The 12,389-nt window shown below is 70.7% G+C and carries 8 protein-coding genes; 5 read left to right on the top strand and 3 right to left on the bottom strand.

The window, feature by feature from the left end:
- The first annotated feature begins 290 nt into the window (after positions 1–290).
- Positions 291–560: a YcgL domain-containing protein gene (locus RSA25_RS04175; protein ID WP_332807706.1), complete on the top strand. Its 270-nt coding sequence runs from the start codon at positions 291–293 to the stop codon at positions 558–560.
- On the top strand, positions 553–3,891 hold the full coding sequence (locus tag RSA25_RS04180; protein ID WP_332807657.1) for an ankyrin repeat domain-containing protein: 3,339 nt from the start codon (positions 553–555) through the stop codon (positions 3,889–3,891). Before RSA25_RS04175 ends, RSA25_RS04180 begins: the two co-directional genes overlap by 8 nt.
- Here the strand turns inward: RSA25_RS04180 and RSA25_RS04185 are convergent.
- Complete coding sequence (locus tag RSA25_RS04185; protein ID WP_332807658.1) at positions 3,888–4,499, bottom strand: hypothetical protein; 612 nt, start codon at positions 4,497–4,499, stop codon at positions 3,888–3,890. The genes RSA25_RS04180 and RSA25_RS04185 overlap by 4 nt on opposite strands.
- Before the next feature lie 286 nt (positions 4,500–4,785).
- A complete protein-coding gene (locus tag RSA25_RS04190) occupies positions 4,786–6,594 on the bottom strand; it encodes a monovalent cation:proton antiporter-2 (CPA2) family protein (RefSeq protein WP_332807659.1) in 1,809 nt (602 codons plus the stop codon).
- 287 nt (positions 6,595–6,881) lie between these two features.
- On the opposite strand from RSA25_RS04190, the gene mgtE reads away from it, so the two are divergent.
- The 3 genes from mgtE to RSA25_RS04205 are packed head-to-tail and all read left to right on the top strand — an operon-like array spanning position 6,882 to position 11,789.
- Positions 6,882–8,252 carry a magnesium transporter gene (gene mgtE, locus RSA25_RS04195; RefSeq protein ID WP_332807660.1) on the top strand — a complete coding sequence of 457 codons (1,371 nt, stop codon included), beginning with the start codon at positions 6,882–6,884 and terminating at the stop codon, positions 8,250–8,252.
- Positions 8,253–8,312: 60 nt separating this feature from the next.
- Entirely contained in the window at positions 8,313–11,042 is a 2,730-nt protein-coding gene (locus RSA25_RS04200; protein WP_332807661.1) for a bifunctional acetate--CoA ligase family protein/GNAT family N-acetyltransferase, read from the top strand.
- 48 nt (positions 11,043–11,090) lie between these two features.
- Positions 11,091–11,789, top strand: coding sequence for an alpha/beta hydrolase (locus tag RSA25_RS04205; RefSeq protein WP_332807662.1), 699 nt, complete (start codon positions 11,091–11,093; stop codon positions 11,787–11,789).
- A gap of 420 nt (positions 11,790–12,209) precedes the next feature.
- On the opposite strand, the gene RSA25_RS04210 is transcribed toward RSA25_RS04205, so the two are convergent.
- Positions 12,210–12,389 (bottom strand): hypothetical protein (locus tag RSA25_RS04210; protein ID WP_332807663.1); only part of this gene is annotated, 180 nt, incomplete at its 5' end.

Consider the following 12,389-nt stretch of genomic DNA (forward strand, 5'->3'; position numbering starts at 1 on the left):
GGCGTATGCGAGCCCACTAGGAGGTGTTTCCGGCGTGTCCCGCAACCCCCGCCCGTACCCGCCCCAAGCGACAAGGCAACGCACTCGAGTGCTTTGAAAGACGTCGTCCCGCAGAAGGCCGAACAACCAAAAGAAAGCGCCCCCCGCACCTGAACACCATCGCGACATTGATGAACCTGAATCTGCCGTCGGCCGCCCAACCCGCGTCCCGAGGCGATCGCAGCTTTCCCCCTTGCCTGGTTTCCGACACAATCATCGCCATCACCTCCCAGGGCCACGCCCCGCGGGCAATGCAAGCCTACGTCTACAAAAGCCAACGCAAGCAGGACACTTACGTCTACCTCGCCGTCCGCGATGACTTCAACGCCGTTCCCGACGCGTTGCAGGCCACGCTGGCGCCGTTCGCATTCGTGCTGGAAGTCGCCCTGACCCCCGACCGTCGCCTCGCCCTGGCCGACGTCGCGCAAGTGCGCGCCAACCTTGCCGAGCGCGGCTTCCACCTGCAGATGCCGCCGCCCCCGGTCGCCCCCGTGCGGGTGCCGCGTCGCCGCGATGACTGACACCCTGCGCAGCCGCGCCCTCGCCAGCGCCTTCGCCGCCGGTGCCGTGCTGGCCCTGGCCGCCGTGCTCGGTGGCGTGCCGGCCGCGCTCGGCGTCGCGCTGGCCCAGCCCGCCTTTGCCCTGGGCGTGTCCTGGTGGCGGCGCACCCGCCCCCTCCAGCCACCCGCGCAGATCCTGCGCCAGGATGTCCCGGCCCTGCTCATCCCCTGGCTGGCCGGCCCGCTGCTGCTCGCCGCGCTCGTCGCCTGGCCGCTCAGCGCCCTGCACGACAGCGGCAGCCTGGCCGCCGTGCTCGGCCTCAGCGTGGCCGTCAGCGCCGCCCTGCTCGGGGTCTGGCGCACCTGGCCGCTGTGGAATGATGTCGAGCGCAGCGATGGCCGCCTCAGCGCGCACTGGCACGCCCTGGCCAGCCGCGACCTCAGCGCCTGGCGCGGCTTGGGCGTGGCCGCGCTGGTCGTGCTGGTCTGCGCGCTGGTCGTGCTGCCGGCCTGGCCTGGCCTCGTGCCCGACCCCCTGCGCTGGCCGGTGGCCGCCGCCGTGCTGGTGCTGTCCCCGCTGGCCCACCTGTTGCTGCAGACCATCGCACCGGCCGCCAGCCTGGCCGCGCGCGCCCCGTTCGACGCGGCCGGCGAGGGCGATGACCCCTTCGCCGCGGCCAGCGCCGAACCGCAGCCGCTGGAGCCGCTTGGCCAGCACGAACACCTGCCCGCCCTGTATGAAGCCGCCCGCAGCGGCCGCGTCGATCGCGCCCTGCAGTTGCTGGCCGCCGGCGCCGACCCGCACGGCCTGCCCGATCCGGCCTGGCGCGACCAGCGCAACCTGCCGGTGCTCGCCGCCGTGCTGCCCGACCTGCGCCTGCTGCGCGAGCTGATCGCGCGCGGCGTCAACGTCAACGCGCCGCACCGTGGCATGACCCCCTTGCTGGCCGCCACCCGCGACAGCTGGCACGGGCGCCCCGAGGCGGTGATGACCCTGCTCGCCAACGGCGCCGACTCGCGCGCCGTGGACACCGACGGCAACACCCCCCTGCACCACGCCGCGCGCAGCTCCGACCCGGGCGTGGCCGCCCTGCTGCGCGATGCCGCCGCCGAAGTGGACGCGCTCAACAACGATGGCTGGTCGCCGCTGGCGGTGGCCTGCCAGGTCGGCAACTGGCGGCTGGCGCGGTTCCTGCTCGAACGCGGGGCCAAGACCGAGCCGGCCGACGGCACGCCGGTCCTGCTGGCGGCCGCCGGCACCGAGGAAGACGATCCGGCCGGCGTGCAGCTGCTGCTCAAGCACAAGGCCCGTGCCGACGCGCGCGACCGCCAGCGCCGCAGTGCCCTGCACGAAGCGGCCCTGGCCGGCCACGTGGACATCATCGACGTGCTGCTCGCCGCCGGCGCCAACCTGGAATCGCGCGATGCGCTGTCGCGCACGCCGTGGCTGGAGGCCGCCCGCGGTGGTCGCGCCGCGGTGATCGAACACCTGCTGCCGCACCACCCCGACCTCAACGCGGTGGACGTGGAAGGGCGCAATGCGGTGCTGCTGGCCTGCATGGCCGACACGGTGCCGCCGCTGCTGGTGCGCCGCCTGCTGGAACTGGGCATTGCCGCCGATGCGGTCGATCCGCAGGGCCGCCGCGCGGTGGACATCGCCGCCAGCGCCGGGCGCTGGACCATCGTCTCGCTGCTGGACCGCAGCTACCCGCTGCCGGCCTCGGTCACCGATGGCCTCGTCGGCGCCGACACCGAGGCCGAGCCGGGCGCGCCCACGCTGCCCGACCGACCGCCGCTGGACCTGCTGCGCGAAGCGCTGGGCTTCGGCAATTTCGATGGCATGGCGGCGCTGGCACGGTTGTGCGACCCGAAGGAGCTCGGCGGGCTGCTGCACGACGCCGAACTGGCCCTGGACCCGCACGCGGTGGACTGGCTGCTCGCCCATGGCGCGGCCCCGGAAGTCCTCGATGCCTGTGGCGATACCCCGATGTTTGCGCTGCTGGCGCGCGGCATCGATGCCGTGCCGGCGCTGCAGGCGCTACTGCGCCGCGGCCTGTCGCCGGCCGGCCGCGGTGGCCTGGCGCGCCTGCTCAGTGCCTGCGCCCAGCATGACCACGCTTCGCGCGGGCTGGAGCAACTGGCCCTGGAGCTGCTGGAGCGCGGCGCCGATCCGTTCGCGCCGTCACCGGCCGGCGATCCGCCGCTGTCGCTGGCGGTACGGCTGGGCTGGCTGCGCCTGCAGCAGGCCCTGCTGCTGCTCGGCGTGGACCGCGAAGCACGCGACAGCCATGGCATGACCGCCCTGCACCTGGCCACCGCGCTCGCCCGCGAAGGTTCGCTCAAGCTGCTGGTGCAGCAGGGCGCCTCCCCGGAAGCGCGCGCGGCCGATGGCCAGACCCCGCTTGGCGTGGCGCTGTCGATCGGCCGCCGCGACCTGGCCGACTGGCTGGACTGGCGGGTGTGGCCGTTGCCGCGCCGCGCTCTGCGCGACGGCGACCTGCCGGCCGCGGCGATGTCCGGCGATGCCGATGCGGTGCGCCGCCTGATCGACCTCGGCTTTGCCGTGGATGTAGTCGATGCCCAGGGCTGCACCGCGCTGCTGCGCGCCGCCGGGGGTGGCCACCTGGCCGTGGTCGACCTGCTGCTGGCGCGCGGCGCCAACCCGCAGCATGCCGCCGCCAGCGGCGCGACGCCGCTCTCGGCGGCGGTCAGCATGCGCCAGATCGACATCGTCTCGGCGCTGCTCGATGCCGGTGCCGAACTCGAATACCGCCTGCCTGGCGGCGTGACCGTGCTGATGCTGGCCTCGGCACTGGGCCTGCCGGACATCGTCGCCCGCCTGCTCACCGCCGGGGCCAACGTGCACGCCGGCGATGCCCAGCAGCTGGGCCCGCTGCATTGCGCGGCGCTGTACGGCTTCAGCGCCCGCGACCGCTCGCGCCTACTGGCTCTGCTCGACACCCTGCTGCTGGCCGGTGCCGAGCCGGACCAGGCCGCCGCCGGGTCGGTCACCCCGCTGCTGCTGTTGCTGGGCGCCCGCGCCGAGCCGGGCACCGCCTGCGACGAGCAGGTGGTGCTGGCCGCGGTCGAACGCCTGCTCGATGAAGACGTTTCGCTGGACGTGCGCGATCCGCGCGGCTTCGGTCCGCTGCACCTGGCCGCCCTGCACGGGCTGCCGCTGCTGGTGCAGCGCCTGCTGCGCGCCGGCGCCGATCCGGACGTGCGCGATGCGCTCAACCGCAGCCCGCGCGAGATCGCGGTGATGCGCGGCTTCATCGACGTGGCCGGCGAGTTCGAGCCGCGCGTGCCGGGCGTGTCCTCGATGGCGCGGTTCCTGCGCGACAACGGCTAACCGGCAATCCCTGGCAACTGGCCCGAATACCGGGCCAGCAGCGATGGAAAGCGATCATGCTGGCGGCACCATGCCGCAGCTTCGGGCGTAATCCATTCCATCAGCTGCATCATGTCCGCGTGGTGTTGCCGCAAGGGCCAGTGCAGGATGGACTCGTGGTGCGCGATGCGGTTGCGCAGGTGCCGTATGCGTACCAGCGGCGTCGAAAACTGCTTGCGCTGCAATCCGCGCCTGGCGGGATCTGCCGAAATCCGATGCAGAACCTGTTGCCAAAGCACCTCGTGCTCCTTGTTGAACATCATCGTCCAGAACCCAAAGGTAAGGTGGGAGATGATGCCGCCGGGGGTGATCGCACGCCCCTGGCGCCGCAGATCTGCCGTCGCAGCACCGACTTGTTCGTGCTGTCGCGAAATGCGCAACACCCTTCTCTCCGTGTCGAACCAGCACGGGCCGTGCGCGGTGAGCAGCACCTGATGAATGCGATTACGCAATGACACTTCGAGCGTCTGCAACGGCACGTACAGACTCTCGCAGAGCTGCAGGTTGATGCCGTAGAGAGCAGCGCCACGGTCGCTGCAATGCCCCGCCCAAGCCAGGTAGCGTCGCATGCGCTCATCGGAGTTCCATTCAGCGAGTCTCTCTACGCTCGCAGTTCTCATTCACACAATCTCTGGTGAGGCGCTTGATGCCGTGGCATCGCAGCGCTAACCTTGCCCCGCACACCCCGGTACCGTCTCTGCCACTGGCACGCGGCCGGGGTAAGTTTTTTCTGGGACATGGGCAGTGGCCTCGTGGTTGCGGTCTCCCTGCAGCGTGGCCCCACATGTTGCACGCCGGAAGCGGCGACCCACCTGTCATCGCCTCGGCGGGTTTCCCACATCACCGTCAGATTTTTTAAGTGTCCCGATCTGCCGCGCTGGATGGCGCCGGTTTGACATCCGCATCGGCCTCGAACAGATGCATCAGGTCCGCGCGTGCATCGCGCGAGGTCTGGATCACCGCCGCCTCGTCGTCGTAGACCAGGTACTGGTCGCGCAGCAGCTTCTCGTCATGCTCGCGGAAGCGCTGCACGTGGCTGCGTGCGGTGTCGGCCGGAATGCCCAGCGCGATCAGCATCCGCTCGCTCAGCTCCAGGCTGGTGCCGAACACCTCGCGGAACGGCTCGGCGGACATGTCCATCAGCCGCCACGCGTGCTGGCGGTTGCGCGCGCGCACCAGCACCACCGCATCGGGGTACATGCGCCGGATCAGGCGGGTGGCGCGCATGTTGTTGTCCGGGTCGTCCAGGGTCACCACGTACACGCGGATGTGCTCGCCGCCGGCCGCACGCAGCATCTCCGGGCGGGTCGGGTCGCCGTAGTAGAGCTGGTTGCCGAACCGGCGCAGGTCCGAGACCGTGTCCGGGTTGGATTCCAGGGCCACGAACGGAATCTTCTGCGCGGTCAGCAGGCGCGCCACCACCTGCCCGAAGCGGCCCATGCCGGCGATCATCACGCGCGGCTGCAGGCTGCCGGCATCCACCGTATCGGCCGGCGGCGCACTGGCCTTCGGCGCGTCCTCGCGGCCCAGCAGGCGCAGCAGCGCAATCATCAGCAACGGGGTGATCGCCATGGACAGGCCCACGATCGCCACCAGCCGGTCGTGGTTGGCGCTGCCCAGCAGGTGCGCGCGCTGGGCCTCGTTGAACACCACGAACGCGAACTCGCCGCCCAGCCACAGCACGCTGCCCAGCAGCACCGCATGCCGGGTGCGCAGCCTGGCCAGCTTGCCGATGCCCATCAGCAGCCCGAACTTGACCACCAGCAGGATCGCCACGCCCGCGGCGATCATCGCCGGCTCGGCCACGATGCGGTCCAGGTCGATGCCCATGCCCACCGCGATGAAGAACAGCCCCAGCAGCAGCCCCTTGAACGGCTCGATCTGCGATTCCAGTTCGTGCCGGAACTCCGAATCGGACAGCAGCACCCCGGCCAGGAACGCGCCCAGGCTCGGGCTCAGCCCGGCTTCCTGCATGAACCACGCCGTGCCCAGCACCACCAGCAGCGCCATGGCGGTGAACACCTCCGGGCTGCGCGCACGCGCGATGATGTTGAACAGCCGGCGCAGCACCGGCCGCCCGCACAGGATCACCACCGCCAGCGCGCCCAGCGCCACGGCCACGTCGTCCCATTGCAGGGTCTCGTTCTTTGCCCCGCCCAGCAGCGGGATCGCGGCCAGCAGCGGGATGGCGATCAGGTCCTGGAACAGCAGGATGGCAAAGCCCAGCCGCCCGTAATCGGTGTTGATCGCCTTGTGTTCGGACAACAACTGCAGGCCCACCGCGGTGGACGACAACGCCAGGGCGATGCCCACCACCAGCGCGCTCTTCCACTGGAAGTGGTCCAACAGCAGCAGGCTGCCCAGCACGATGGCACTGAGCGCCACCTGCAGCGCACCGGCGCCGAACACCGAGCGGCGCATCACCTTGAGCCGGGTCGGCGACAGCTCCAGCCCGATCACGAACAGCAGCATCACCACCCCGATCTCGGCCGCGCCCAGGATGCGGTCGGCATCCTGCACGAAGCCCATGCCGTCGGGCCCCAGCACCACCCCGGCGGCCAGGTAGCCCAGCACCGCGCCCAGCCCGAGCTTCTTGAACACCGGCACGGCGATCACCGCGGCCAGCAGCAGGACCAGGGCCAGTTCGAGGGCGCCGCTATGCATGGGGGGCACTGCGTGAAGAGATGTGCGCCCATTATGCGGCGCGCGCGTTCGGCCAACGTCAATCGCAGCCCAACGCGGTAGCAGGCGTGGGTTGACCGGCCCGGCGCCCGGGTCCAGACTCCCCGCCGCTGCCGCCCTTTCCGGCAGTACACCCCTTGCGGAGTCCCCACCCGATGTCCAGCGACAGTACCAGTCGACCTTGCTCGACGTCAGTGGTGGCCACCGCCTGAGCAGGGACGGTTCGCCACGGCTGGCGTCGCGCATGGCGATCCCCACAGGCGAACCCGATGAACCAGAAAGAACTGCTGCGCCCGGTGGCCGATGCCGCCGCCCTGAGCGCACCCTTGGACCACTACAACACCGCCGACGCGGTGGAATTCCTCAATACCCTTGAGCTGTCGCGCGCCGCCGACACCCTGGCCGCGCTGCCGTTGCCGCGCGCGGTCAAGATGCTGGAGCAGCCCGAGCTCAACCGCAGCGGCGCGCTGGTGGCCCGCTTGCCGGTGGCCCGTGCCGCGGCCCTGCTCGGGCTGATGGCCGATGACCGGGCCACCGACATCGTCCACGAACTGGACGAGGACGACCGCGCGCGGCTGATCCCCCTGCTCAGCCCCGAAGCGCGGCAGTCGATCCAGCAGCTGCTCGGCTACCCCGCCCACACCGCCGGCGCGCTGATGACCACCGAGTTCGTCAGCGTCCCCGCCGACTGGACCGTCGGGCGCACCCTGCAACACATCCGCGAGGTCGAGCGCACCCGCGAGACCGTCTATGCCATCTACGTGCTCGACCCGCACACCCGCACGTTGGCGCAGGTGGTGACCATGCGCCGGCTCATCACCGGCCTGCCCGACGAGCCGATCCTGGACGTGGCCCAGGTCAACCCGCCGGTCACCGTGGATGCGCAGATGGACCAGGAGGAAGTGGCCCGGCTGATCCGCCGCCACGACCTGCTCGCCATCCCGGTGGTGGATGCCGGGCAGCACGTGCTGGGCATCGTCACCGTCGATGACGTCCTGGATGCGCTGATCGAGGAATCCACCGAGGACGCGCACAAGTTCGGCGGCATGGAAGCGCTGGACAAGCCGTACATGCAGATCGGCTTCTTCGGCATGCTGCGCAAGCGTGCCGGCTGGCTCAGCGTGCTGTTCCTCGGCGAAATGCTCACCGCCAGCGCCATGCAGCACTACGAGGACGAGCTGTCGCGCGCGGTGGTGCTCACCCTGTTCATCCCGCTGATCATGAGCTCCGGCGGCAACTCCGGCTCGCAGGCCACCTCGCTGCTGATCCGCAGCCTGGCGCTGCGCGAGCTGCGCCTGCGCGACTGGTGGAAGGTGGCGCTGCGCGAGGTGCCCACCGGCATCACCCTGGGTGCCATCCTGGGCGTGCTGGCGATCATCCGCATCGTGACCTGGCAGCTGCTGGGCCTGCACGACTACGGCGAGCACTGGAAGCTGCTGGCGCTCACCATCGGCGCGGCGCTGGTGGGCATCGTCACCTTCGGCTCGCTGTCCGGCTCGATGCTGCCCTTCATCCTCAAGCGCCTGGGCTTCGACCCGGCCAGCGCGTCGGCGCCGTTTGTGGCCACGCTGGTCGATGTCACCGGCCTGGTCATCTACTTCAGCATCGCCGCGATGATATTGCGCGGCACGTTGTTGTAGCCCCGTCCGTCACCGCACCCGTGTACCGTGTCATCCCATGACCCGGCGACTGTGCGGCCCATGAGCACCTACCACCTGCAATCCGTTTTCCGTCCCCAGTCCATCGCGGTCATCGGGGGCAGCCCGCGCGAGCGCTCGGCCGGCCGCGCGGTGATGCGCAACCTGCGCGGCACCGGCTTCCCCGGCAAGGTGGCCTGGATCAACCCGCGTTACAGCGACATCGACGGCATCCGCACGGTCAAGCGCCTCAAGGACCTGGACTGGGTACCGGAACTGGTCATCATCACCGCCCCGGCCAGCATCGTGCCGCAGGTGGTGGCCACCGCCGCCGAGCGCGGCGTGGCCGCCGCCATCATCCTCACCGCCAACCTCGGCCACGGCCCCGGCTCGCTCGCCGCCCAGGTGGAAACCGCCGCCCGCGCCAAAGGCCTGCGCATCCTCGGGCCGCATTGCCTGGGCGTGATCGCCCCGCACGCGCGGCTCAACGCCAGCATCGCCGCGCACTTCCCGCAGGCCGGCGACCTGGCGTTGATCTCCGAGTCCAGCGCGATCGCCGCTGCCCTGGTCGAGTGGGGCGTGGCGCGTTCGGTCGGCTTCTCGGCGGTGGTGTCCCTTGGCGACACGCTCGACGTGGACTTCGGCGACCTGCTGGATTATTTCGCCACCGACTACCGTACCCGCGCCATCCTGCTCTACGTCGAGCACATCGGCGACGCCCGCAAGTTCATGTCCGCCGCGCGCGCGGCCGCGCGTGCCAAGCCGGTGGTGGTGGTCAAGTCCGGTCGCCACATCCGCATCGACCCCGATGCCGACACCCACGTGCAGGGCCTGGCCAGCAGCGATGCGGTGTATGGCGCGGCCTTCAACCGCGCCGGCCTGCTGCGGGTGGGCGCGCTGGACGAACTGTTCACCGCCGCCGAAACCCTGGGCCGGCTCGGCACCTTCCCCGGGCGTCGGCTGGCCATCCTCAGCAACGGCGGCGGGGTGGGGCGGCTGGCCGTGGACCAGCTGCTGGCGCTGCGGGGCAGCCTGGCCGAGCTGTCGCCGGCCACCGTCGCCCAGCTGGACACGGTGCTGCCGGAAGGCTGGTCGCGCAGCAACCCGGTGGACATCGTGGTCGACGCCGACGGCGAGCGCTACGCCGCCGCCATCGACGCGCTGATGTCCGATACCGAGAACGATGCGGTGCTGGTGGTCAACGTGCCCACCGCCTTCACCTCCTCGGCCGATGCCGCCCAGGCGCTCACCCGCACGCTCGGCCTGCGCCCGCGCCACCATCGCGACAAGCCGGTGTTCGCGGTGTGGCTGGGCAACGACGACCGCGCCACCGCCACCCTCAACGCCGCGCGCGTGCCCACCTATCCCACCGAGGCCGAGGCCGTGCGCGGCTTCCAGCACCTGGTGCGCTACCGCGACGCGCAGGCCGCGCTGATGGAAACCCCGCCCAGCCTGCCCGAGGATTTCGTGGTGGACACCGCGGCCGCGCGCGCGCTGGTGGAGGCCGCGCTCGCCGCCGGCCAGCAGTGGCTGGACCCGATCGCCACCCACCAGCTGCTCAGCGCCTATGGCATTCCCTCGGCGCCGGTGATGCAGGCGCGCGACGCGCACGAGGCCATGGACCTGGCCCAGCCGCTGCTGGAGCAGGGCGCCACCGTGGCGGTGAAGGTGTTCTCGGCCGACATCCCGCACAAATCCGACGTGGATGGCGTGCGCCTCAACCTGGGCACCCTGCAGGCGGTGCACGCGGCGGCCACCTCGATCATCGCGCGCGCGCACGACAAGCGCCCCGACGCGCGCATCGACGGCGTGCTGGTGCAGCCCACCATCGTGCGGCCCAAGGCGCGCGAGCTGGTCGCCGGCATCGCCGATGACCCCACCTTCGGCCCGGTGGTGGTGTTCGGGCGCGGCGGCACCGCGGTGGAAGTGATCGATGACAAGGCCCTGGCCCTGCCGCCGCTGGACCTGCGCCTGTCGCACGAGCTGATCGGCCGCACCCGCGTCTCGCGCATCCTCAAGGCTTACCGCGACGTGCCCGCCGCCGACGAGCGCGCCGTCGCGCTGGTGCTGGTCAAGCTGGCCCAGTTGGCCGCCGACATTCCCGAGATCCGCGCGCTGGACATCAACCCGCTGCTGGCCGACCGCGATGGCGTGATCGCGCTCGACGCACGCGTGGCCATCGCGCCCTCGCGCAAGCTGCACAAGGGCCGTGGCCACCCGCGTTTTGCCGTGTTCCCCTATCCCAAGGAGTGGGAGCGCACCCTCACCCTGTCCGACGGCGCGCCCGCGTTCGTGCGCCCGGTGCGCCCGGAAGACGACGCGCTGTTCCGCGCGTTCTTCGCCCGCGTCACCGACGACGACCTGCGCCTGCGCTTCTTCCAGTCGGTCAAGCATTTCAGCCACGAGTTCATCGCGCGCCTGACCCAGCTCGACTACGCCCGCTCCATCGCGCTGGTGGCCATCGACCCGCGCAGCGGCGACATGCTCGGCGCGGTGCGCCTGCACGCCGATGCCGACTACGACCGTGGCGAATACGGCATCCTGATCCGCTCGGACCTCAAGGGCCACGGCATCGGCTGGCGGTTGATGACCATCATGATCGAGTACGCGCAGTGGCTGGGCCTGAACATCATCGAAGGCCAGGTGCTGCGCGAGAACAGCACCATGCTGGCGATGTGCCAGAGCCTGGGCTTCAAGACCCGGCTGGACCCGGACGATTCCACGGTGATGGTGGTGACGTTGCCGGTGCAGAGCGTGCAGGTGCCTGCGCCGCCAGACAACGCAACGCATTGAGCCGCCGGTGGCACGATCCGTGCACGCCGGCGGGCCCACACTATCGCCATGACCGACCGCCTCCCCCTGCTGCTGCTCCCCGGCCTGCTCAACGACGCTGAACTCTGGCGCGCGCAGATCGCCGACCTTGCCGACATCGCCGACTGCACCGTGGGCGACCAGACCCGTGGCGAGACGATGCAGGCGGTGGTCGAGGATGTGCTGGCGCAGGCGCCGCCGCGTTTCGCGCTGGCCGGGTTTTCGCTCGGCGGCTTCGTTGCCCAGCAGATCCTGCGCACCGCGCCGGAACGGGTGCTGCGCCTTGCCCTCATCGACACCTCGATCCACGCCGACTCGCCCGAGCGCGCGGCCCAGCGCCAGTCGCAGCGTGCCAGCGTGCGCCTGCCCGGCACGTTCCACGGTTTTGGCGACAAGCTGATGCGCAGCTACATCGATGCCTCGCGCCTGGACGACTACGTGCTGGTGCAGCGCGTGCGCGACATGACCGCGCGGTTGGGTGCCGAGGTATTCCTGCGCCAGAGCGCGCTGGAACGCGGCGACGGCCACGACTTGCTGGCCGGTTACCGCGATCCGCTGTTGATTGTGTGTGGGGCCAACGACCGCATCACCCCGCTGCCGATCAGCGAGGAAATGCAGGCGCTGGTGCCGGGTTCAACGCTGGTGGTGCTACCCGATTGCGGGCATCTGGCACCGATGGAGAAGCCGGACGAGGTGAGCGCGGCGATGCGCGCGTGGTTGCAGACCTGATCCGTCATTGCTGCCGCGCACGCTGGCCGGGTAGGGTCGCATCCCAATCGACTGCCGTGAAACGCGCCACGTTCGGTAGTGGCATGACCGGCGTCGAAGCACGCGCTTCGGCCAGGATCATGCGTTCGCCGTGCCGATGCGCAGGGTCGGCGGTCGATCGGGATCCGACCCTACCTCGCCCACGCCGCGCAGGTTCAACCCCGGGCCGGCGCAATCCCGCCCTGGCCGGCCGGTGCGTGCCAGATGGGCCGCCCTGGTAGGGTCGCATCCCAATCGACTGCCGTGAAACGCGCCACGTTCGGTAGTGGCATGACCGGCGTCGAAGCACGCGCTTCGGCCAGGATCATGCGTTCGCCGTGCCGATGCGCAGGGTCGGCGGTCGATCGGGATCCGACCCTACCTCGCCCACGCCGCGCAGGTTCAACCCCGGGCCGGCGCAATCCCGCCCTGGCCGGCCGGTGCGTGCCAGATGGGCCGCCCTGGTAGGGTCGCATCCCAATCGACTGCCGTGAAACGCGCCACGTTCGGTGGTGGCATGACCGGCATCGAAGCACGCGCTTCGGCCAGGATCATGCGTTCGCCGTGCCGATGCGCAGGGTC

The organism is Stenotrophomonas sp. (assembly GCF_036662295.1).
In the GTDB taxonomy this organism is placed as follows: Bacteria; Pseudomonadota; Gammaproteobacteria; order Xanthomonadales; family Xanthomonadaceae; genus Stenotrophomonas.